The sequence below is a fragment of the Leptospirales bacterium genome (assembly GCA_019694655.1).
Lineage (GTDB): Bacteria > Spirochaetota > Leptospiria > Leptospirales > Leptonemataceae > SSF53.
On record JAIBBN010000008.1, the window covers coordinates 1 to 22,362 of the forward strand.

Sequence of the window (22,362 nt, forward strand, 5' to 3'; positions counted from 1 at the left end):
CAGGTAAGAGACCAACCAGCCGGCGAAGGCCGCTGGTTCCCGGTCGCGCGGAAGCCAGCCGGTCTGTGCATTTTCGATATAAAGATCACCCGTAACAAAGCCAAAGAGGATGCTGTGATGTTTTCCCAGAGCCACCTCGGCCTGCGCATCCCCGCCGCTGTTCCACGCCTTCGGGCGCTGATAGAAAACGCTGCGCAGAGCTGCCAACTCTACCTTCTGTCGATTTCCAGAACGCAAGGCCAGGAAGTCATAGAAATAGCTGCGGTAGGGGGCCAGAAACGTAATGGCCTCCCCATCGACGGTTGATCGGCCCCAGCTTGCCTCCAGCGACCAGCGGCGAGAATGGAAGCCCGAAGAATTGCTGCGCCGGCTTGAAGGACTCTCGGCCCGCAAAGACCCAATGGCCATCGGGAGCAAAATCACAACCGTCAACGCCGGAATCCATGCCCGCATTCCACGAAATTTAAATATCCTGCAGTTCTGACAATCAATTCTTAGTTTAAGTTTCTACTGGTTTTGGCCTCATTCTACGATTTCCGGCAAGCCGTCTTATCCGGTCGGGTTAGGTTTTTCCGCTGACCAATGTACAGCAGCCGCCGATATCCGTCCGTCGAGATCTAGTTTCATGGTCTCAGCAACGACGCGCCGCCCTACGCTGCGATAGTAGACCGTGATGCTGTCGATTCCGACCAGCACATCCAGCAACACAAAATGTAGCGACGGCTGAAGGCCAAGACCCGGCATCCAGTATTCGCGCAAGGCCTGGCGCCCGCGAAGCCGGCCGCTGGCCAGCTTCAAACGTTCCACAATCAGCGGCGAAGAAAACTCGCAATCTTCCGCATAGCACTGCGAAATACGGTCGATGTCGCCGGAGTTCCAGCATTCAATCCATCGTCGAGCAAAAGCCAGAGCCTGTTCGGGTTGCAGCATAGTCCCCAAACAACCGGCGGACTGTGTGATGATTTGCAAAGCACGATTCCGCATAGAGCGGTCCTATGCTTGCTAACGCTCCGCTAATCAAGTTCCGCACTTTTTTGCTCGCCTGGCGCCCTGGGCGGCCATCCTTTGCCCGTCACTCAGCATGAATCTTCCAGGGATGAAAAAGCCATTGTTCCATTGCGTTGCAGGCCTCGTATTGGGCGCGGCAAGCGTCGCGGCAGGTTGCGCGACGGTAGAAAACGCCGGACAGACCGCTTTGCAGTACATGCAGGGCTGCCCGCACTACGAAGAAGAGGTGGCCTTCCCCTCCGTCTGCACACAGTGTGAACCGCAAAAGACCGAAGAACTGGCTACACTCAGCCAGACGGCAAACAATCCGCCCAAACCAGAGGAGCAGAAGCCAATCACCGATGAGCAGTCGGAGTATCTGGAAAAGACTCTGGAAGAGACCCGCGACTCGCTGGAAGACGCGGGCGTCGATATGCATCGCATTCCGACCGGATACCGCGGCGAAGGCGTGACGATTGAACGCGGCGGCCAACCGCCCCGAGAGTTGATTCTGTCGATCGATGGCGACGTTTCCTTTGCGCATGGATCCTCCGCGCTAACGCCGCACGCTCGACTGGTTATTGCCAAGATGGCGGAGGCGCTGGCCAATTTTCCCAATTCGAAGTTGCGCTTTGGCGGCCATACCGATTCGACCGGCGGCCGGCCGCTTAATTTTCGATTGAGCCAGCAGCGGGCGCAGGCGGTGCGTGATGAAATGGTGCGCGAGCATGGGATCTCCGCCTCGCGAATTCTCGAGGTACGCGGTTACGCTGACACACAGCGCATCGTACAGACCAATCGCGCCGAGCCTCGCAATCGTCGTGTTGAGATCCGAGTGGTAATGGAATAGATTGTGAGCAAGATTGCGCGGCTTCTATTTTTCGTTCTACTTAGCATCACCGTCCTGGGCGAGCTGGCAGCGCAGACCGGACCGGAACCGGGCGCAACTCCCCCAGGATCACAACAGGCAGGAGAAAAGCCTGCGGAACAAAAGCCGGCGGAAGCTGGAGGCGGCGTTCCAACGCCGGGCGGCAACCGTCGGCGCGAGCTGCATCGCATCTGGCTGCAGCTTGGTCTGGGCCGCGCCGCCATACGCGCGGGCATCCTCAATGAGACTCCTAACGCCTGGCTGCTGAACAGCGCCGTCCAGACCGGCATCGACTCCAACTATCCCTTCAGCATTCCCATTCTGAATGAGAGCACGCCGCTGCACATGCTGACTGCTGCTACCAGTGCGGAATACGCCTATGCCGATCGATTTTTTGTCGGCCTGCAATGGCGCTGGGTCGACTACACCACGCCGCGCGAATCAGCCAGCCGGGTCAACTTTCTGGTTCCAGGCAATACCGCACTGCAGCCATCCATCTATGAGGGCCTTCGCCTGGTGCGCTATGAAGAACGACGCAGCGCCATTGACTTCGCGTATCTCTATCCGCTGCTGACGCCCGGATTGAAACTGGGCGGTTTCATCGCCTACGAAAGATTTACCGAAAACAATGATTTGACCCTGGGCTCCTATACCGGAACGCGCAGTAGCGCCACGCCGCCTTCTACGATCACTGCATCAAACGCCGCTGTTACTCCGGCGCGCTACGATATGCGCGGGTGGCTGATTGGATTGGCCGCACGTTACCAGATTTTTGACTGGCTTGGAGTCAGCTACCGACTTGCCCCGCTCTACCGCCGCTCCGGCGCCTTCAGTATGTCCGGCTTTCAGACGCTCAGCCAGTACTCGAACTCCTCCGGACTGACGCTGCTGCCGATCTTTCCCTTTGCCGTGGCCGATTTCAAAGATTCTGGCGTCCGCCATACCCTGGAGGGTACCATTCGTTTCTCCTGCATCTACACCTTTACGTTGGGAGTGTTGAAGGAAGACATGACCCGCACCTATTCCAGCTACTTTGGCGCCTCGCTTTCCACCGGCGGTCAGTTTGCATCCAAGACGCCAACCTTTATTGGCATTGGCGAAACTTCAGCCTCCTTTAAGATTACGACGCTTGAGTACTACATGCGATTTGGCGTGCTCGGCTTTCTTTGAAAAGTTTGATCAAAGCGCTGTTATTGCGCCAGCGATCGCACAAAATCTTCCTGCAGGCGATTCTCAACGGCGCGACGCGATCGTGAATTTCGAACGCATTCAATCGCCGCTTCCGCCTGCAAACCGCCCTTCACCAAAAGGTAGCTTGCCGCTACCAGACCGCTGCGGCCAACGCCTCCAACGCAATGCACCAGCGCCGATCGACCGGCGCGCAGCTTCCGATCAAGCTCATCCAGTTCGATCAGCAGCGCATCGCGCCGCGGCGCGCCTTGATCCGGAATGGGAAAGTAGCGGACCGCAATTCCGGCCCGGGCATAGGCCTCCTTGAGTTCCAGGACTCCATATCGCTCAAATTCATCCTCCGTCAACAGGCAGAGAACGTCGCTGTATCCGGCCTGAAGGACGGCGGCCAGATCCAGCTGCAAATTGCGCATGCGATCCTTGCGCCCCGGCAGCAAGGTCAGACCCAGCCGTCCCGGCGGCGCGCCGGCCGGCGCCGGCAACGGAATCTCGTCGATGCGCAATGCCCGTGCAAAGCGCAGCGAATCGCGAAGACGAGCTGCGGCGATGCAGCCAGCGTAGAGCGCCAGTTTCTTCTGCCACTCATTGCATTCGTCAAAGGAGAGCGTGTGCATGGCATAGCGAACTACGCCGACAAAAAGCTGATAGGGATCGCGGTCCGCTTCAATCAGCGCCGGGTAGTAGGATCGCAGCCGGGCTGCCATGCGGTAGGCCCGGCGCAGTTGCGGAAGCTTAAAACGCTGGTCGAGAGCGGGGTCAGGCGGCGCGCCAAGATCCTCTGTGTCCAGCAGGGCATGAACCACATCCACGCCAGCGCGCAATGCATCCGGTCCGTCCAGGGGCGTAAAAATATAGAGCAGATCGTTCTCCAGTTTGATCAAATCCTTCAGGATGTGGCCGCGATGGGTGTGAAAGAAGTCAATCAGCCAGACATTTTGAGAGGCATCGACCAGGATGTTAGCGCCGTTCAAATCGCCATGCAAGTACGATGTAAAATGCGGAGCGGCATAAGATTCCTTGAGTTCCGGCAAGTCGCGCTCATAGAACAGGCAGACATTCGGCGCCTGCAGGCCAGGCAGAATCTCCAGTTCCTCGCTGCTGGCCGGCTCGCCAAGTAGCGCTTCGACGCGACGTCGCACGCCAGGGGCATAGCGCTCCGAAAAATCGTAATATTGAAGCAAGTTTAAGCTTTCACGGCTGCGCGCATCGTAGAATCGCCCCAACTGTCGCAAGAAGACGGTATCGAAAACTTCAAAGACCGGCAGATCTTCATTCGTGTCGCTATACAGCTTTTGCAGGGTGCGCACATCGCCATCCAGCATGCCAGCGTAACGGTACTTGATTGCGCCGCGATCTTCCAGCTCCGCAAAGTCGACGATCGACGGGGCGCTGTTGCCCAGCACTTCCTGCACTCGTTCGAAGGCCGTCCGCTCCCCGGCGATGGGATCGCGCGCGCCGATCTTGATAACGTAGGGCGCCTGCTTGTGACCAAAGCGATCGGTGGCTCGCGCTTTCAGCACAACATTTCCAGAAAATCCGCCGTCCAGTCGACGCAACTGCGCCCCCGCGCTTTCTCGGAACAGGTAGAGCAGAATTTGCTGGTCTGCCGACGCGACGCCATCGCCGTTTTCAAACTCGAGTCGGGAAACGTCAAGCCGAGCGCTGGAACTCCGGCGCTGCAACGCTGGCGCCGTCCCGGCCAGCCATTCTGTAAACGCGGCCACTGAGGGAAAGAGCTGCAGGCCAAGAATGCTGCGCAATTGTTCCAGCGCCACAAAATGCATGGAACGCGAGGAGGAGGCGCAAAGCGCACTGCAAAGACCAATCTCATAATCTGGATAACGAGTGGCCAGATCGTAAGCCAAAAAGGTAATTTTGGCTTCGGTCCAGACGCCCATCAGCCCGACCCGTCGACGTCCGTTATAGTTTTTCAAGACCTCATCGAGGTCGGTATCAATGAAGTCGTTCAATCCGCTGGCATCAATGATGTGGTGCGCACGATCGTTGCGCATCGCGGAGCGAAATACAAAGTCTGCGCCTTCAGTGTTCCGCAAACAATGCTGGCCAAACTGCTGCAGATGCTCCCGTTGTGCCGGCGCGTCAGGGTCATGCCAATCGCGAATGTGAATCAGGGCCAACTGATCGGCCGGGGTCTGGTAGGCCCAGTCGATTACGCTCTGTACCGCTCCCTCCTCGACGCGCTCGCCGAGCAGGCGCATCGCTTCATCGTAGCCAACATGAAGCTGATTGGGCAGCGCATCGAAGCGCCCGATGGGTTTGACGAAATCATTCTGGAGGCATTGCGTAATCAATAGCGAGGGCATGCCATAAGACCTGGGCGCCGAGGCCAGCGCGGGCAAGCGAAAACGCCGATGTGCAAGCTAGTGCGGCAGGCTAACATAGCGCCAGATGCCGCGGTAGAGCGGCGCGCCGCGTTCGTCTCGCGGCGTATCACTGTCGCGAACTGTTGCACCATGGAATACGTAGGCGCGCTCATTGCCCGGATCGCGATCGCTGAACAGCTGTCGCCGTCCCGAAAACGGAAAGGCGCTGTGATCGACATCAACAGCAGGTCCGTCGTCGGAAAGGCCAAGCTTGCGCCAGTTGCGCAGCACGGACCAGTAGTAGAGCACCTCATCACGCTTGTGGGTGAATCCGGCATAGAGCTCCGGCGGCGTAGCGGAGGGCATCGAGAGCCAGCTCGCCGGCCGGCCGCTGACAGTTACGTCGGCCGGACCCGAATACATCCCGACGCGCATAACGCGAAAGTGCTTGGCCAGGTAGGCGGCGTGACCGGCGCCTTGCGAGTAGCCGGATACGGCAACGCGGCGCCAGTCCACTGCGCCCTCGTCGTCAAGAAACTCAGACCAGCCAGCCTCCGGATCCTGGGCCGCAAGGTAGTGCAGGAGCGCTTGTGTTCGCTGCAGGATAGAATCCGGCTGCCGGACCTCGATCAGCGGCGAAACGTCGCGGCCAAAGAGGATTTCTTCTCGCGCCCGACCGTGACAGTCGGGATCCGAGCCAGCATTACAGCCGGCGCTCAAGCGCAATTCGTTTGGATAGCTCAAGGATATGACATGATAGCCGCGTGCGGCGGCTTCGGACAGGAGGTTTCGATAATCGTCGGGAGCGGCCAGCGTGCCAGGAAAAAAGAGCAAGAGCGCGCCAATCTGCGGGCGGTCCTCGGCTCGCAATACCAGATGCGGAAGGTCCCAATTGCTAACGCCCTGGTCGGCTGCCGTCGGATGCACCAGACGCTCGCTAATCTTCAGGTCACTCATGCCATCGTCGGCCAGCACCACCGCGGAACCATTGCAACCCAGCCATAGCAGAGAGCCAAGGAGGATAGCGGCGCCGCGGCAGATACGATCTTTCCAGCACTTCAATCTGGGCCTCCGCACAGTACGACGATGCAAGAGCGGCGAAACATACAAAATTCTTTCATCTCCCTTTGCCGAAAACTTTGCAAAAAAAATGAACCACGTGGCGCCGCGCGGGCCTGGCAAGCGCCAGGAAAAGCTGGCCGCCCCGGCGCCGCCGCCGAACCCTTGCATGCCGGGGCTAAATTTTGGAATCGCTCAGCAGTCTCGTCAACAACAGCACGCTCAGCGCCGTCGTCTGGGCCAGCGCCGGCATCGCCCTGGTCATCGCTGAATTTTTCGTACCCGGGGCGATCTGTGTATTTCTGGGACTGGGCGCGCTATTGACCGGAGGCTTCACCTATCTGGGCGCCCTGAACAGCCTTACGTCGCAGTTTGTATTCTGGGTATTCTCTTCGCTGGTCTTGATCTTGATTCTCCGCGCCAGAGTTACACGCTGGTTTCCAGCGCTGGAACGCGACGATAGCCGGGCTGAGAATGACGAAATTGCCGGCCGCCTGGTGGAAGTCCTGGAAGATATTGCGCCAGGCGAAAGCGAAGGACGCGTGCGCTTTCAGGGCGCCAGCTGGAATGCCCGCAGCGAGAAAGATCTGCTGCGACGCGGCGAGCAGGCGCGAATTCTGAGACGCGACAATCTATGGCTGGTTGTCGAAGCAAGCGACGAAACGCCGCCACAAACGAGTTCTGAGCAACGCAGCCCATCCCAAAACGCCTGAACGCCGAAAGATCGGAGCGCATCTTTTTTAGTTGCTGCCAGCAGCCTCGGGCCTGCATCCTGCCGGCCTGCTCCGCGCCCCTCGGGACGGAGACTTCCCGAGTTCGGAGGGATTCATGCCTTTTTTGAGCGCATTGATCTTGATCCTGTTGATCATCTTTATCCGTCGCACCTTCCGCGTGGTGCCCAATCAGGCGGCCTTCATCAAGGAGCGGCTTGGCAAGTTCAGCGGCGTTCTTGGGCCTGGTTTTCACTTTCTGGTGCCAGTCATTGACCGCGTCGCCTATCGTCACACGCTCAAAGAGCAGGTTGCTGATGTGGCAGCGCAGATCTGTATCACTCGCGACAACGTCCAGGTGGAAGTGGATGGCATTCTTTACTTACGCGTCCTGGATCCGGAACGCGCCTCCTACGGAATTCAGGACTACGGCTTCGCCGCCATGCAGCTGGCTCAGACCAGCATGCGTTCCGAGATCGGCAAGCTGGACCTCGACATGACATTCAAAGAACGGGAAAAGATCAATGATGCAGTGGTCAAAGCAGTAGACCACGCCAGCGAACACTGGGGAATCAAAGTTACGCGTTATGAAATCAAAAACATCGTTCCGCCGCCATCGATTCTGAACTCCATGGAGCAGCAGATGAAGGCCGAACGTGAAAAGCGCGCCGACATTCTGCAATCCGAAGGCGAACGCGCCGCACTGATCAATCAATCGCAAGGCGAAAAACAGGAAGAAATCAACGTCTCCGAAGGCGAAAAGCAGAAACGGATCAATGAAGCCGAAGGCCGCGCCAAGGAGATCGAGCTGGTAGCCGATGCGACGGCCGAGGCGCTGCGCACTGTTGCCCAATCGATCAACGCGGCAGGCGGTCGCGAAGCGGTACAGCTGCGTATTGCACAGGAGTTTATCCGCAAATTTGGCGAAGTTGTGGAGCAGTCGCGCACGACCGTCGTACCGCTTTCCGTGGCCAATATTCAGGGCGTCTTCGAGGGCGTCTCCAAGACCATGGCTGGAATCAAGAAGCAGGACTGAGGGCCAAAGGAGTAAGCAATCATGGGCGATATCTTAAACGTTGGCGCATACATCTTTTACATCTTACTGACTATCTACGTCGCGTTCAAATTTGTGCGGGCGATCCGCATCGTTCCGGCGCAAGAGGAATACATAGTGGAGCGTCTTGGCAAATACCACAAGACGCTGGGGGCTGGCTTCCATGCCCTGATTCCCTTTCTCGATCTGGTGCGCTATGTTGTCACCTTGAAGGAAGAGGCCATCGACGTGCCGGCGCAGGTTTGCATTACGCGCGACAACGTGCAGGTCAAGGTAGATGGCATCATCTACATGAAGGTAATGGAATCATACAAAGCGGCCTACAATATCACTGATTATCGCTATGCCGTCATTCAGCTGGCTCAGACAACGATGCGCGCCGCATTTGGCGAGCTGGACCTGGACAAGACCTTCGAGGAACGCTCGCAATTGAATGCCAAGATTGTTGCCGTCGTAGATCAAGCGGCTGCCGATTGGGGCGTCGACATCAAGCGCTACGAGATCCAGAACATCACACCTTCCAAAGAAGTCCTGCACTCGATGGAAAAGCAGATGACTGCGGAACGCGAAAAGAGAGCCAAAATTGCCATCTCCGAAGGCCAGATGACCTCGGTGATCAACCGCTCGGAAGGTTTGAAGCAAGAGTTGATCAACCGTTCCGAAGGCCAGAAGATGAAAATGATCAATGAAGCCGAGGGCAAGGCTTCCGAGATCAGGGCCGTAGCCAACGCTACTGCCGCAGGCATCCGCAAAATTGCCGAATCGCTGAATGCGGCGGGCGGCGTGGAGGCCATGCAGTTGAGCCTTTCCGAAGAGTATTTGCGGAAGCTGGGCGGCCTGGCGCGCAAGGAAAATCAGGTCATCCTTCCGATGGACCTCTCCAATATGGATGATGTCCTTGATGGCATTCAGCGAATTGGCCCAAAAAAAAACTGATCCCGGCCTCGCTCACAACGGAGTCCACAGCGCAGGGGGCAAGGGCCCTTGCCGCGGACTCCGCGCCAGGCGCAATTGCGGCCTTGCGTCAGCTCTTGCAAGAGCGAAACTATGTGCAAGCGCTGCAAAGGGCGCAGGCTTATCTCAAGTTGAAACCTGAGCATGTTGCCTTGCTCTCCATTGCCGCCAGCGCTGCTTACGGTTTGGGCCGCTTTGAAGACGCGCTGCACTATGTTCTGCGCGCTCGGACCAAGCAGCCTGAATCAAGCCTTTTGAAAGAGAGCGAGGCGCGCATTCGCCGCCGCTTGCAGGGCGGAAAATAAGCGCTCAGACGAGGACTGCAGTTTCCAAATTGCCTTGCAACCGAAACGTCCGGCCTTGTTCTGCGTCCATGAATCCGTGGCAAGGCTGGCGGCGGCAAACGGCGCTGGCCGCAGTGAGCGCTGCGCTTTTGTGGTCTGCGCTTCATTGCGGCCCCGACCTTTCACAATTCCAGGCCTTGCGCAGGCCGCGTCTTACTCACAAACCGCCGATGCGCATGCTGGTAGCAGAGCTGCGCGGCGCGCCGGCGCAAACGGTCGGCCGTGCGTTTGGAGTTCTTTACAAGCTTCGCTACTCTCTGGATGAACCTGATCACAATCTGAAAAAAGAAGAGAGCTCGCCGCGCGCACGCTGGCCTGTCAGTCTGGAGACGCCGCCCGAAGAATGGACCGGCCTCTTCGCTGTGCCGGTATCGAATCATATTGAATCGCTGCCGCCTGAGGCTGCCGCCAGCGAACCGCCGGTGCGCCTGGAAACCTGGCAGTATGGTCTTGTCGCGGAGATTTTACACATCGGTCCCTACGATCGCGAACCTGCCTCCGTCGCCAAGCTGATGGAGTTTATTCGAAAGAAGGGGTGTAGGGTCTCCGGATTGCATGAAGAGGAATATCTCAAGGGTCCGGGGATGATATTCAAGGGAGATCCTGAAGAATATCAAACTATTTTGCGCTATCCGATTACTTGCCCGCGTCCGCAGCCTTGAATCCAGCAGAAGCACAGTCCTCGCCCTTTCGCCCGGTCAACCTCGCGCGAATCCTGCTGAGCTTGCTGCTGGGCGGCGTCGCCGCCTACGCCGGCTTGCCCTCGGTGATCTACTTTGTCGTTGCACACCTGATCTTTTCCCTGCTCTGGCACCTGGCTGTGCAACGAGGCTGGATTGTTGAAGAACGCAGTTTCTGGACGGGACTGGCGCCGCTCGCCGTCGATCTCACATTCATTTCCGTATTCGTGTTCCTGATGGGCCCCCCGGGCCACTTTGCGGTGCTCCTTTACATGGTGATCACCGCTCTGAGTTCGCTTTCTTCCGCCTTTCGTTATGGCATGCTGGCGGCCTTTCTTTCGCCAGCGGCGTTCTTTGCGGCCAGCGTCAGTTCCAGTTTCTGGCAACCCTGGCGCAGCTTCTATGCTGGGCCGCCGCTGCCGCTCTGGCTGCTGAGCGCCGTCGCCCTCCTGTTGTTGATTGCCTGCTTTCTGGTCGCCCACACCATTCGCGATTTGATGATGCGCAACCAGCAGCTGCTGGACGAAGAAAGCCAGGCCCATCGCCAGGAGCGCGAACGTGCGACGCAACGTTACCGGCTGCTGGTGGAGGGCGGCGCCGATATCATCTTCGCCCTCGACGAAGAGTTTCGTTTCCTATCGTTGAATCGGGCTTTTACCAATACCCTTGGCCATCGCGTTGCAGATTGGATTGGAAAAACTTTGCTCGATCTGGTCAGCCCAGAGCGCGGCGGCGTAGACCGCATGCTTCTCGAACAAACCTTGCAGTCGATGAAACGACGCCCCAACCCGGCAAATTTTACAATTCGGCTGCATACGCGACTGGGCGAGGCCGCCGAGATGGTTATGCGCCTGGAGCCAGTTGACTTCGAAGCGAACCACATGATTTACGGACGCGCTTCTCTGCACGTCGACGACATGCTGATTCGCTATTTCCATTCCGAACGACAACGATACATACTTACAAACTATCTTATTTTGGCCGACCAGATCAGCGACCGCGCCACGCGCAATGCAGCGGCGTATATGGACGCCGATGCCCTGACCATGCTTCGTCTGGGATTGCGCGAATTGCTGATCAACGCAATTGAACACGGCAATCTGGAAATCGACTACGCCGCCAAATCGAAGATGATGCACGATGGCCAGTACATGAAATTTGTTGCCGAGCGCCAGCAAGAGGAAGCCTATCGCGACCGGCGCGTCATCGTGGAACATTCCATCAATTCACGTCGCATTTTTTTTCGAATTACCGATCAGGGCGCCGGCTTTGACCATCGCGCCATGCAAAGGCGCACCGAGGCCGACATGGAAAGCGGACATCTGCAACACGGACGCGGTCTGGCAATCGCCCGCGCAGCCTTTGACCGGCTGCGCTACAATGACCGCGGCAATCGCGTGATCGCCACGCGTCGCTTCTGACTGCGGCCCTGCATCGGCGACTCCGCGGCCGGAAAGGAAGCGCTTGCCGCGGCGCCGGGCCGGCCATCCCTCGTCGACTATGCCCCGCGTGCAAATCGAGCTGCCGGTCGACTGGCATTTTCAGACTGAGCTGGAGGTGCGCGTCGGCGACGTGAACCTTGGCGGCCACCTGGGCCATGATCGTCTGGTCAGCCTGCTCCATGAGGCGCGGGCGCGCATGTTTCGCGACGCAGGATTTGCCGAACTGGACATTGCCGGCGCCGGCATCATCATGCAGTACTTAAGCGTCCAGTATCTGGCGGAGTCCTTTTTTGGCGATTTGTTGCGCATTTTCATTGCCGCCCGCGATTTCTGGGAACGCGGCTGCGAATTGGTCTACCGGATGGAACGATCAGCAAGCTCCGAGGAAATAGCGCGGGCGACGACCGGATTGATTTTTTTCGATTATCGTGCACGCTCCGCCATCGCCGCTCCGGAAATTTTCCGGAAGGCATTCCCGCCGCCCTGAGCGGGCCGCGCGCACCCCGTCGCTGCCTAAGTGGCTTGCCGCCGCTTCTCGCCCTCCAACTCTGTCCGCGTGTCGCAACAAGCGCCCATCGCGCGCATTCAAACAGCCAGCCTGGAATGGCGCGGCGATTGTCCAATCTCGGAGGAGTATGGCGACATCTACTTTCAGCCTGAAGACGCGATTGCCGAGAGCGAACATGTTTTCCTCAATGCTTGCGATCTGAATGGCATATTGGCGCAGGCGCCTCAGGTCTTGCACATTGGCGAGCTTGGTTTTGGCGTGGGGCTGAATTTCTTGCTGAGTGCAGAGCGCTTCATCCAGAGAAGTGCAGCGCCACAAAGACTGATCTATCAGAGCTGCGAGTTGCGTCCGTTGACGCTTGATGATCTCAGGCGAGCATTGCGGCCGCTTACGCGCCGGCCCGCGCTGCTTGCGCTGGCCGAAGAATTGCTGGAACTGTATCCGGAAGCGGAACCTGGCTTGCATGTTTTGCCGCTGCTGGATGGCCGCATTCGATTGCTCCTGTATCTGGGAGACGCCGCCGACTGGCTGCGCGAAATGGCGCCGCCCGAATGCTGGAATGGCGCCGCAGTCGATCTGTGGTACCTCGATGGTTTTGCGCCGGCGCGTAATCCGGCGATGTGGAAAGCAGAGCTGTTTGCGCAGATGGCTTCGAGGAGCCGAGCCGAAGCAGCGCTGAGCACCTTCAGCGCGGCCGCTCAGGTTCGACGCGACCTGAGCGCATCTGGATTTGTGGTAGAGAAGCAGACTGGCTTTGGACGCAAGCGTGAGATGTTGAGCGGCCGCTATCGGCCAGCGCCGGGAGCAGCTTTGTGGAGTCGGCGGGCGGCGTCGCCCGGCAGGGCTTTGATTCTGGGCGGCGGTCTGGCTGGCTGTGCACTGGCAGCAGAACTTGCCGAACGTCGGATCGTCTGCACAATTCTTGATCAACATTTGCTGCCGGCTGGCGGGGCTTCCGGCGCCGCCGCCGGCATTGCCATGCCGCATTTGAGCGCGCTGCCGACTGCAGAAAGTTTGCTTTCCCTGGCTGCGTTGCGGTATCTGCGCCGTCGCCAGCGCTACGCCCTGCAAAGCGCGGCAGCGGACGCCAACGCCGGCGCGGCGTTGCTTTGCTGGAACGAAGTATTGGAGCAGCGCTGGCGAAGAGCGTTGCTTGCGCACGGGTTGACAGAGGCCTCCGGTCGTATGATCGATGAAAAAGAATTGCGCGAGCTTAGCGGCTTTGGCGCTCCCTGCAACGCAGTCTACCTTCCCCAATCCCTGTTGCTTTCTGCTGCAAAACTCTGCCAGCTGCAAATACAGCAAGGCGATATTGAATTTCGCGGCGGTCAACCAGTCGACCGACTGCAGGGCGCCGCGGGCGATTGGAATCTGCTGGATCGCGAGGGCGCTGTACTGGCGTCGGGGCCCCAGGTCTTTTTTGCCTGCTCGGACGGCGCCTTGCAGTTTGAGTTGCTGGCCCGCCTGCCTCTGCACCGGCTGCGCGGTCAGGCGTTGCTGGCAGACGCCAGCACTCGTTCGCAAAATCTGCGCCTTCCCATTTGCTATGATGGCTACGTAACTCCGGCTGTGGCTGGCCAGCACACCATTGGCGCCACCTTTGAACGATGGAACGATTTGCCGACTCCGCAAGCGGAAAGCAGCGACTACCTGTGGCGCAAGGCGCAGCAGCGATTTCCGGAGTTCGCCGCGACGCTGTCCGTTGCAGATCCTGTTCAACTGCCGGCGCGCGTCGGCTTTCGCTGTGTCAGTCGCGATCATCGGCCGCTGGTCGGCGCCCTGGGCGCGTCCGGACTCTATGCATCGTTGGCCTTTGGATCGCGCGGTATCGCCGGCGCGCAACTGGCGGCGGCGGCGCTGGCCGCTCTGGTTTGCGGCGAGGCGCCGCCGCTGGAATGGAGCATCCTTCGGCGCATGGACCCGCTTCGTTTCAACGTCGGAAAGCAATCATCCAATTTCTGAAGTCGTTACAGCAAAGCCACAGGGAGGCCAGACAATAGTGGAAGTTGAAAGTATCGGCGCAGATCAGCTACTAAGCGATATCCGCAACGGCGGGCGCTTCCTGTGTTTTCGCTACTGCGTAAGCTTCCTGGTAGCGACGGTTCGGCGTTCGTCGCCTGTCATTTACGTCGCACCGGGCGAACGAGCGTGGCGACCGGCGCTGCGCTTCTCGCTCTATACTCTGCTGGCCGGCTGGTGGGGGCTTCCCTGGGGGCCGCTTTACACAGTACAATGTTTGTGGATCAACCTGCGCGGCGGCATCGATGTGACAGCGGAAATGCTGGAACGACTGGATAAAGAGGGCGGCCTCAAGCCAGGACGCGACGCGGCCAGAGCAAACTCAAGAGATAGGCGACGCCGGCCGTCAGAATGATTGCCGCGCCGCTGGTCAGGTTGAAGGCATAGGCCAATACGAGACCGATCAATGTAAAAAGAAAGCCAAGCAGCGAGGCCAGGACCATCATTGCCGAAAGGCGTCGCACAAATCGACCGGCGATGGCCGCCGGGATACTCAACAAGGCGATGACCAGAATCAGGCCTACCGCCTGCATGACCAGCACCACAGCGATGGCGGCCAGCGCCAGCAACAGCAGTTCCAGCGCGGTCGCTGGAATATTGCGAATTTCGGCAAACTCTCGATCAAAGGAAAGCGCGGTCAATTCCCGGTAGAATGCGCGCACCACCGCCAGCAGCAAAAGATCAAGCCCGGCCATCCACAGCAGCGCACTGCGGCTAACGGTCAGGATGCTGCCAAACAAGTAGCTCATCAAATCGGAGCGGTAGCCCGGACTGAGATCGATAAAGACAATGCCGATTGCCATGCCGATGGCCCAGAGCGCGCCAATGATTGTGTCGGCGCGCTCGCGTGCCAGACGCTGCACCACGCCCATCGCCGTTGCCGAGACTCCGCTAAAAAGAAAGGCCCCCAGCGTTACGTTCCAGCCAAAGTAGGCGGCCATGCCCACTCCGCCATAGGCGGCATGGGCCACGGCGCCGCTGATGAAAACCATACGGTTGACCACCACAAAGGCCCCCATGACTCCTGTAGCAATGCTGACCAATGCCGCCGCCAGCAGCGCATTCTGCATAAAATCGTAGTGCAAAATGGAATCCATCAATGCAGGCTCCGGCTGTGCAATCCGTGATCGAGCATGTCCGTGGGTCCGGCCCCGGCATACGCGGCGTGCAGCATCTCATGAGTCAATTGATGCGATCCATGGTAGTGCAAGGCGCCGTTTACACATCCCACCGTCTTGACGTAGGATGAGACTGCGCCCACATCGTGCGTGGTCATCACGACCGTCAGGCGTTCATTGAGTTTTTGCAACAATTCATAGAGGCTGCCGCTAACGTGCGGATCGAGGTGCGCCGCCGGCTCATCGAGCAGCAGGATGCGCGGCGCCGATGCCAGCGCGCGGGCCACAAAGACGCGCTGCAATTGACCTCCGGACAGTTGATCCAGGCGCCGCTCTTCCATTCCCTCCAGATGCACCTCGGCCAGCGCTTCGCGCGCCGCAGCGCGATCTTCGGCGCTGTAGCGGCCAAAGGGATGCACAGAGCTCAATCGTCCGCTGAGCGTCACATCGAGGGCCGTAATCGGGAAATCCGCGTCAAAGCGAAAGTGCTGCGGCAAGTAGCCAATGCTGGTACGACCGCGCTGCGGCGGCGCTCCGAAGATGCGGATGGCGCCCTGGCTCAAGGGCGCCAGGCCGAGGATCGCGCGCAGCAGCGTTGTCTTGCCGCCGCCGTTTGGCCCGATCAAGGCGATGAAGTCGCGCTCTTCGACGCGCAAGGAGGCGCCTTGCAGAACATCGCGGCCGCCGAGGCGTACAGAAATATTCTCAATTTCAAGGGCAACGGCCATCAACGCCCCTCCAAAGCGTCCAGAAAGGAGCGAATGGCAGCGGGCCAATCATAGGCAAGCGGAGCTACGCGACGCAGCGGCGCATCAATCTCGCGTGCAAACATGGCCGCACTGCGATCGCTGAGCTCTGGTTCAATCAGCACGACGCGCACGCCGCGACTGCGGGCGTGTTCCACGGCGGCGGCAGTTTGCGCCGGACCGGGCTCCTGCCCGCCGTGTTCCAGTGCAATCATTTCCAGATGATAGTCCTTTGCAAAGTAATTCCATGATGGGTGATAGCTGACAAAGCTTCGCACGGCCAGGGCCTGCGTGCGTCTGCGGCATTCGGCATCCAGGGCCGCGATCTGCGGACGAAAGGACTCAGCATGCGCTCGAAAATTCGAGCAACGCTCAGGGAAACGCTGGCAAAGTTCATCGCGCAAATAGTCCAGCAGGGCGGCGGCGCGCGCTGGCGACTGCCAGTAGTGCGGATCCGGGCTATCGTGCCGCTGGGCAACAGGATTCGAGGATCCGCTGCGATGGATGTGGATGTAGCGCAGGTCGGCAAAGCGACTGGCCGGCGAAATAATCTGCAGCGAGGGGTTAGCTGCCAGAAAGCGCGGACGCCAGGCCGCCTCAAATTCCATCCCGCTCTCCACCAGCAAATGCGCTTCGCTCAGCAAGCGCAGCTGCTCGGGCCGCGGCTCAAAGACATGGGCATCGCTGCCTGCCGGAACCAGAGCAATCGTTCGCAAGCTTTGGCCGGCAAGCTGATCTACAAAAAACTGCAGGGGTGCAATGCTGGCCGCAACCAGCGGCCGGCTGTCCTGTTCGGGCGCCTGGCAGGCGCCGGCCAGGATAAGGCAGAGCAAGATGAATGTTTGGCGCAGAGCGCAATGGCGGCCGCCGCCAGCAAGTCTCTCAGGTATCATCGACGCCTTGTTCGCATCGAGAGCAGTAGCCATAGACCTCGAAGGCATGGCTGCGCACACGAAACTTCTTTCGCGCCAGCGTCTGGAAATAACTCTCCGGAAGCGGACACTCGTCCAGACAGAAGGTGCTGCCGCAGGAGAGGCAGACGGCATGGTGGTGGTGGCGTGCGGCCCCGCCCTGGTATTCGTAGAGCAGGTCGCCGCTTTGTAGATTGACCTGCGAAACGATACCCAGATTGGCAAAGGTGCTCAGGGTGCGATAGACCGTATCAAGACTGATGCCGGGATGCTTTTGCTGGATCTGCTTGAAAACCTGCTGCACCGAAACGCGCCCCTTCTTGCCCGCTAGCTGGCGCAAGATATCGGTACGCTGCGGCGTTACACGCAGCCCCTCGCGCTTCAGCAGCGTCACCGTTTCGTCGGCAGGCTTCACCCGGAAAGACCAGCGCCGCAGGCTTGCACTGTAAATCCGAAAATTCCTGTCTGACATTAGTCGCATCGCCGCGGCCGGGCCCGAGCGCCGGGAAGACCGGTCGGATGCGGTCCCAATTGCCGCTTCGGATGGCATTTTTTTGGTTGCGAGCGACCGCTTCTGGCCTACTAGAAAGCGTCATGAGATTCCTGCGCAACCTGGTCGTCGCCGTGCTGGCCGCTCTGCTCAGTTTTGGGGCCTGTAGCCTCTTTCAAAAGGAGGAGGATGACAATACCTCGCTCCTGCTGCTGCTGGGGGCGTACCTGCTCAGTCAGGCGCAATGCCAGAACCAGTCCGGGCTGGTCATTTGCATTCCTCCGGGGCTGCGCTTTTAGGGCTTTCTGGTCGCTACTTATGAAAACAACGCTGCGTTCGCTATTGATAGGCGCCCTGCTGGGCGCCGCCTTCTTTGGATTGTCCACGCACATCACGCGCCATCCTCAGGCGGGCGCCGTCTGGATCCATCTTCCTGATCTGCAACCGGCCTTTGATGCGCTGCAGGCCCGCGCCGAAGGCGGGCGCCCTGTGCTCTTTTCGACAAATCAGCGCGGTCTGGAAGTAGGCCCGCTGCGCGAGGCAGCCGCCGCGGAAAGCAGCTGGCTCTTTGTCCGTCAATCCGCCACCTGGGCCAATAGCAACTCCAACCTGGCGGACAAGATCATCGTCGCCCTGAAGAACGCCGGACTGCTGGCAAACAGCGGAACCTTCCAGACTACCACCGTGATCAACGGCGTAAGTTATAAGCTGCGACTGGATACGGGCTGTTCGGCCGCTGCAATCTGTATGAACAAGTCTTCTACAGCTTATACCGGAACGAAGACCTACGCCAATCGATTGAAATTCTGGCGCGCCAGCGACGGGACAGCAGCGCTGGAGATGCTCTTTGACAATGTGAACTCACCGGCGACAGGCAGCGGCGTTCTGCTCCTCTATCGATTGGCAGTACTGGACAGCACAATCTCTAACAACGAAAGCTTGATTGTCGAAAGCTATATCAGCGGCGGCGCGCCCAGTCGCCGACAGACCTACTCCTGGGGAAGCGCCTTCTGGACTTCCGGACCAAACGCCGCGACGACCAGCGACCGCGGTCGCGTGGTGCTGGAGGAAATGACCATTGGCGAAAAGAATGGCGGGCTGACGGCCGGGCTGTGCGTAAAGATTGCGGCGCGCACCGTGTCCTTTAGCAGCGACTGCGGCACAGGCGCGCATTACTATGCACTTGCTTACGGTCAGAAGACAACTGGCAATTTTGAAACTACCGCGCTCTCCGGACTGGCGCTTGGCGCGCTTCCAGCCTCGGGCGTATCCACGATCTGCGGGGCCAACATCCTGCAGCATGGCATCTTTGCCGGCAGCGGCTTTGTAAGCGACAACCTTGCATCAGGCGCTATCCCCACAGGCTACCCCGATGCCAATGCCGTCACCGGTTATGGCGGGGTTGATGCGCTATATAGCGAGGTAAATACGGCGGGCGCCGGGGCCGGCGGTTACGATGATCTGCAAACTGCAACCATCAATGGACTGAATGCGATTGCCTTTCCAAATGCCGACGCGCCGCCCTTCTGATAAGTGCAGCGGGCGGCAATCGTGGGCGGCTTGCGCTGGATCTCCTGCGTCCTCTACCTCCCGATTTTTGGTCTGTTGATTGCTTGCAGCCCGGCCGGCTTTACCCGCAGTCGCTGCCCAACTTTCGACTACGGCCTGCCGCCTGGCCAATCGCCCCCGCCCGCGCCGCCCGACGTCTGCGTCAGCAAAGCGACCGTTGAGCTGGGTCGGGCGCTGTTCTACAGCAAGGAGCTTTCCGCCAATCGCAGCATGTCCTGCGGCGCCTGCCACCAGCAAAGTCGCGCCTTCAGCGATGGGCGCGTGCGAGCAATTGGTTCTACCGGTCAGCTGCATCCAAGAAATACGCAGAGCCTGGCCAACGTCGGCTATTTGCAGCAACTTACCTGGGCCTTGCCGGAACTGACGCGCCTCGACAAGCAGGCGGGCATTCCCTTCTTCTCGAAAAGTACGGCGACCGGGATTGAAGAATTGAATATGGCCGGTAAGGAGCACATCTTTGCCGATCGCATGCGCTCCGAGCCCCGACTGCAGGCGCTTTTTGCCGCCGCCTTTCCAGGCCAGACCATTGATGTGATCCACATGGCTCTGGCGCTGGCAGCCTTTGAGAGTACTTTGATATCAAGGCGCTCGCCCTTTGATCGCGAGGAGCTGAGCAAGCAAGCGCTACGGGGCAAGGAATTGTTTTTTTCGCAGCGCGTCGGATGTTCCGGCTGTCATTCTGGAACAGATTTCAATCAGGATGCTGCATCAAATACTACAGGTTACTACAATATCGGACTCTACAATGTCGGCAACAGCGGCGACTATCCGGATCATCGGCTGCACGGGCCGACAGCAGCGCGCCTGACTCAGGGACTGCAGCAATTCAGCGGCAGGGCTGCCGATCGCGGTCGCTTTCGCACGCCCAGCTTGCGCAACGTCGCATTGACCGCACCCTACATGCACGACGGCAGCATCGCTACCCTGTCGCTGGCCATTGATCATTTTGACGGCGGGGGTCGAATGCTTGCCGACGGGCCCTTTGCTGGCGATGGCCGGCGCAATCCAAACAAGGATTCGCGAATTCGCAGGCTTGGACTGAATGCCGCTGAGAAAGCGCAATTGGCAGCTTTTCTGATGTCGCTAAGCGATGACTGTTTTATCAATGACCCGCGCTACAGCGATCCCCTGCAGCCGCCGCCCGCTCTGCCGGCGCATTGTCGTCTTCCTTAGTGCGCGCCTTGTGTCAGTTAAAAGACAAAGCTTGCGCCAATTCCCAGATACAGATCGCGGCCTCTTGCTGAGCCGCGCCCTCCGCCCTCGTAACTTTGATCGCCGCTGTCGGTCGGGGGCGATGCGGGCGCAGGTTCGACCGATGGAGCTGGCTCTGTCGCAGGAACCGGCGCGGACTCATCCGGCGTCGTTTCTTCGCCTTCAGCGGGAGGCTCAAGGGACTCTGGCTCTTCTGGAGTCGGAGTCGATTGTGGCACAGGCAATGGACGTTGCAACATATCCTCGATCAACTGATTGCCGCTGAAATAAGCGTCCAGCACGTTGTATAGATACCAGCCGGCAAAAAGGGCCACAGCGAAGTTGGCGTCACTGGCCGCTCGTTGTTTGGCGTTGCGCGACTCATTGGCCAGAAAGAAAGCGCTGGCGATTGTTGTCGGGCTGCCGCTGGCCGCCGATAGCAAAGAGAGATTGGCCGACTGCTCGAATTCATTGCTGGCGCTACGATAGCTTCGATCAGCGCGATAGATGTTGTAGGCCAGAAGACCGGCGACGCCCATGCCAATGATCCCGCGCGTGCTTTCGCCTCGGTGAAACTGTCCCCAGCCAGGCCAGATCAAGCTGCGCCAGGCTGCGTCGGCGCTCAAGCTGCGATAGAGGCTCAAGTTCTGGTTGATACGATCCATCCGATCCTGCAACTCCACGTTCTGGGCGCGCAATCCCTCCAGCTCTTCACGCAGCGCCACAGTTTGAGATTCCCGTTCCTTCTCCTGCTCCAGCTTCTCAGCCCACAGTTTTTCCTCTTCAGGATCAAAGGAGATGCGCTGAATTTCAGTCTTTGGAACAACGCGCGAGGATCCGCCCGTTTCAATTCGAACGGATTGTGGGGTCTGGGCGACGATTCGACCCCGCAGCGTTTCGCCATTTTTTAAGAAAATCAGGTCGGCAAAGAGCGCCTGCAGGGGCAGACACAAGACGACCGGCACAAGGAATAGCACCAGGCGAGTACGCAACATCTCGTACTGATACCAGGTATTTCCTGCGATGGGTCAATCGTAATTCAGCGCTCCCGGAAAAGCTCATTCTGGCAAAATTCCAGCAGCAGGCCGCCCTTTTCCAGAATTGCCTTACGCCAGCGCCAATCTGGCGGAGAAAACGCACGCCGCAGAGCCTCGCGAGCCGGATGATGCGGCAACGCACGTTCGCCATGCAAACGATGCAGACGGTTTTCCTCGCGCAGGGCGCAGAGTGTGCGCATTGCGCTGACCGTACCAAATTCCTGAGTCAGAAATGTCGATCGGGCGCGCGAAAGCGCCGCCGGCACAGCGCTTTCGATTCCGCCTTGCACGCGATAGATCTGGGCGTTGGCCGCGCCCGGAATATCGAGCCGTTGCTCGTAGCGCTGCTTCAGCCGCTCTTGCAGCTCTGGTTCATCGGCGTGTTCCAGAATGACAGTGTGGTCGCCGCGACGGCCGAGGCCAGTGTGCACATCGATCCACAAACACCGGCGTAGCCCGGAGGCCTTGCTGCGCAGCCAGCGCAAGAGATGAGCAGGCCCCTCTTCCATTTTTTCGCCGCCATAGAACAAGCCCTGAGGATACTCGTATTGTCCTTGGACCACGGCCAGTTGCGCTGCCTGCACGCCCAATCGCAGATAGGTAAGAATCAAGCGACTGCGAAAGAACTCCGGGCCTCCCTGCGCCGCGGCCGGATTGAGCAGCGCATCCAGCTGTCGATAGGCAGGCGGAGCGCCGCTGTAGCTTTGCGCTGGACCCGGGAAATTTCGATTGAGGTCAACGTTGCTCTCGTTTACCCGACGCAGCCAGGCCATGCCAAAAGGATTCAGGGCATGGATGAAAATCAGCGCGCCGTTGGGCGGGGCCGCGTGCGCTTGCTGAATGGCCTGTAGCTGAATTGCACTGCCGGCAAAGCCCTCAACGCCATGCAGACCGCTGGAGTGGATGACCGCCCGTCTGGCGCGCAGCGATCCAAGCCAGGCAATATCGATGGCCAGCGATTCGCCAGCCGGTCCGCGCAGGCCCCAATCGAGCGACCAGAGGTGCGCCTTGCGACGCTCCGCAGCCAGCAGAAAGCGACGCCGCGCAGATTGATAGTCAGGCGAGAAAAAGTATTCCGGATCGTGGCCGACTGCCATAAGCTGGCGCCTCCGATCAGCGCAGAAGCGCTTGCCGTTTGCTGCTCCGCTGCGCTTCTCTTG

At 59.2% G+C, this 22,362-nt stretch carries 24 protein-coding genes; 14 read left to right on the forward strand and 10 right to left on the reverse strand.

The annotated features are described in order from the left end of the window. Both K1X75_11915 and K1X75_11920 read right to left on the reverse strand, forming a co-directional pair. The coding region (locus K1X75_11915; protein ID MBX7058762.1) for a hypothetical protein at window positions 1-453 on the reverse strand (453 nt) is incomplete at its 3' end. 96 nt (window positions 454-549) lie between these two features. Beyond that, window positions 550-930 carry a nuclear transport factor 2 family protein gene (locus K1X75_11920; GenBank protein ID MBX7058763.1) on the reverse strand — a complete coding sequence of 127 codons (381 nt, stop codon included), beginning with the start codon at window positions 928-930 and terminating at the stop codon, window positions 550-552. Between the two features lie 151 nt (window positions 931-1,081). Here K1X75_11920 and K1X75_11925 point away from each other — a divergent pair, with 151 nt between their 5' ends. Then, window positions 1,082-1,837, forward strand: a complete 756-nt coding sequence (locus K1X75_11925) for an OmpA family protein (GenBank protein ID MBX7058764.1) — start codon at window positions 1,082-1,084, stop codon at window positions 1,835-1,837. 3 nt (window positions 1,838-1,840) lie between these two features. Further along, a complete protein-coding gene (locus K1X75_11930; protein MBX7058765.1) occupies window positions 1,841-3,025 on the forward strand; it encodes a hypothetical protein in 1,185 nt (394 codons plus the stop codon). Window positions 3,026-3,045: 20 nt separating this feature from the next. Here the strand turns inward: K1X75_11930 and K1X75_11935 are convergent, their stop codons facing one another. Together K1X75_11935 and K1X75_11940 are read right to left on the reverse strand one after the other, a co-directional pair. Beyond that, window positions 3,046-5,370 carry an isochorismatase family protein gene (locus K1X75_11935; protein ID MBX7058766.1) on the reverse strand — a complete coding sequence of 775 codons (2,325 nt, stop codon included), beginning with the start codon at window positions 5,368-5,370 and terminating at the stop codon, window positions 3,046-3,048. 57 nt (window positions 5,371-5,427) lie between these two features. Beyond that, complete coding sequence (locus K1X75_11940; protein MBX7058767.1) at window positions 5,428-6,432, reverse strand: hypothetical protein; 1,005 nt, start codon at window positions 6,430-6,432, stop codon at window positions 5,428-5,430. 182 nt (window positions 6,433-6,614) lie between these two features. Between K1X75_11940 and K1X75_11945 the strand changes: the two genes are divergently transcribed. The 9 genes from K1X75_11945 (at window position 6,615) to K1X75_11985 (ending at window position 14,495) form a co-directional block, all read left to right on the forward strand. Beyond that, window positions 6,615-7,142, forward strand: a complete 528-nt coding sequence (locus tag K1X75_11945; protein MBX7058768.1) for an NfeD family protein — start codon at window positions 6,615-6,617, stop codon at window positions 7,140-7,142. Between the two features lie 115 nt (window positions 7,143-7,257). Beyond that, window positions 7,258-8,175: a paraslipin gene (locus K1X75_11950; protein ID MBX7058769.1), complete on the forward strand. Its 918-nt coding sequence runs from the start codon at window positions 7,258-7,260 to the stop codon at window positions 8,173-8,175. A 21-nt stretch (window positions 8,176-8,196) separates the two neighbouring features. Beyond that, complete coding sequence (locus K1X75_11955) at window positions 8,197-9,129, forward strand: paraslipin (GenBank protein MBX7058770.1); 933 nt, start codon at window positions 8,197-8,199, stop codon at window positions 9,127-9,129. 83 nt (window positions 9,130-9,212) lie between these two features. After that, on the forward strand, window positions 9,213-9,452 hold the full coding sequence (locus tag K1X75_11960; protein MBX7058771.1) for a hypothetical protein: 240 nt from the start codon (window positions 9,213-9,215) through the stop codon (window positions 9,450-9,452). A gap of 68 nt (window positions 9,453-9,520) precedes the next feature. Then, window positions 9,521-10,153, forward strand: a complete 633-nt coding sequence (locus tag K1X75_11965; protein ID MBX7058772.1) for a GyrI-like domain-containing protein — start codon at window positions 9,521-9,523, stop codon at window positions 10,151-10,153. Then, a complete protein-coding gene (locus tag K1X75_11970; GenBank protein MBX7058773.1) occupies window positions 10,150-11,592 on the forward strand; it encodes an ATP-binding protein in 1,443 nt (480 codons plus the stop codon). The genes K1X75_11965 and K1X75_11970 overlap by 4 nt, the downstream gene beginning before the upstream one ends. A 79-nt stretch (window positions 11,593-11,671) precedes the next feature. Further along, window positions 11,672-12,100: a thioesterase family protein gene (locus K1X75_11975; protein ID MBX7058774.1), complete on the forward strand. Its 429-nt coding sequence runs from the start codon at window positions 11,672-11,674 to the stop codon at window positions 12,098-12,100. A 69-nt stretch (window positions 12,101-12,169) separates the two neighbouring features. After that, window positions 12,170-14,083 carry an FAD-dependent 5-carboxymethylaminomethyl-2-thiouridine(34) oxidoreductase MnmC gene (gene mnmC / locus K1X75_11980; GenBank protein ID MBX7058775.1) on the forward strand — a complete coding sequence of 638 codons (1,914 nt, stop codon included), beginning with the start codon at window positions 12,170-12,172 and terminating at the stop codon, window positions 14,081-14,083. A gap of 37 nt (window positions 14,084-14,120) precedes the next feature. Further along, window positions 14,121-14,495, forward strand: a complete 375-nt coding sequence (locus tag K1X75_11985) for a hypothetical protein (protein MBX7058776.1) — start codon at window positions 14,121-14,123, stop codon at window positions 14,493-14,495. On the opposite strand, the gene K1X75_11990 is transcribed toward K1X75_11985, so the two are convergent. Genes K1X75_11990 through K1X75_12005 form a run of 4 tightly spaced genes read right to left on the reverse strand, consistent with a single transcriptional unit; the run spans window position 14,431 to window position 17,330 of the window. Next, the gene (locus tag K1X75_11990) at window positions 14,431-15,237 is read right to left on the reverse strand and encodes a metal ABC transporter permease (GenBank protein ID MBX7058777.1); all 807 of its coding nucleotides are present in this window, start codon (window positions 15,235-15,237) and stop codon (window positions 14,431-14,433) included. The two genes, K1X75_11985 and K1X75_11990, sit on opposite strands and share 65 nt — an antisense overlap. Then, window positions 15,237-15,986, reverse strand: a complete 750-nt coding sequence (locus K1X75_11995; protein ID MBX7058778.1) for an ABC transporter ATP-binding protein — start codon at window positions 15,984-15,986, stop codon at window positions 15,237-15,239. Before K1X75_11995 ends, K1X75_11990 begins: the two co-directional genes overlap by 1 nt. Beyond that, window positions 15,986-16,897, reverse strand: a complete 912-nt coding sequence (locus tag K1X75_12000; protein MBX7058779.1) for a zinc ABC transporter substrate-binding protein — start codon at window positions 16,895-16,897, stop codon at window positions 15,986-15,988. Before K1X75_12000 ends, K1X75_11995 begins: the two co-directional genes overlap by 1 nt. Next, on the reverse strand, window positions 16,887-17,330 hold the full coding sequence (locus K1X75_12005) for a transcriptional repressor (GenBank protein ID MBX7058780.1): 444 nt from the start codon (window positions 17,328-17,330) through the stop codon (window positions 16,887-16,889). The genes K1X75_12000 and K1X75_12005 overlap by 11 nt, the downstream gene beginning before the upstream one ends. Window positions 17,331-17,509: 179 nt before the next feature. Between K1X75_12005 and K1X75_12010 the strand changes: the two genes are divergently transcribed. The 3 genes from K1X75_12010 to K1X75_12020 are packed head-to-tail and all read left to right on the forward strand — an operon-like array spanning window position 17,510 to window position 20,147. After that, on the forward strand, window positions 17,510-17,704 hold the full coding sequence (locus tag K1X75_12010; protein MBX7058781.1) for a hypothetical protein: 195 nt from the start codon (window positions 17,510-17,512) through the stop codon (window positions 17,702-17,704). 31 nt (window positions 17,705-17,735) lie between these two features. After that, entirely contained in the window at window positions 17,736-18,935 is a 1,200-nt protein-coding gene (locus tag K1X75_12015) for a hypothetical protein (protein ID MBX7058782.1), read from the forward strand. Between the two features lie 3 nt (window positions 18,936-18,938). Continuing rightward, on the forward strand, window positions 18,939-20,147 hold the full coding sequence (locus tag K1X75_12020) for a c-type cytochrome (GenBank protein ID MBX7058783.1): 1,209 nt from the start codon (window positions 18,939-18,941) through the stop codon (window positions 20,145-20,147). Between the two features lie 17 nt (window positions 20,148-20,164). On the opposite strand, the gene K1X75_12025 is transcribed toward K1X75_12020, so the two are convergent. Together K1X75_12025 and K1X75_12030 are read right to left on the reverse strand one after the other, a co-directional pair. Then, complete coding sequence (locus tag K1X75_12025) at window positions 20,165-21,160, reverse strand: hypothetical protein (protein MBX7058784.1); 996 nt, start codon at window positions 21,158-21,160, stop codon at window positions 20,165-20,167. Window positions 21,161-21,204: 44 nt separating this feature from the next. Beyond that, window positions 21,205-22,299: a M14 family metallopeptidase gene (locus tag K1X75_12030; GenBank protein MBX7058785.1), complete on the reverse strand. Its 1,095-nt coding sequence runs from the start codon at window positions 22,297-22,299 to the stop codon at window positions 21,205-21,207. Window positions 22,300-22,362 lie beyond the last annotated feature (63 nt).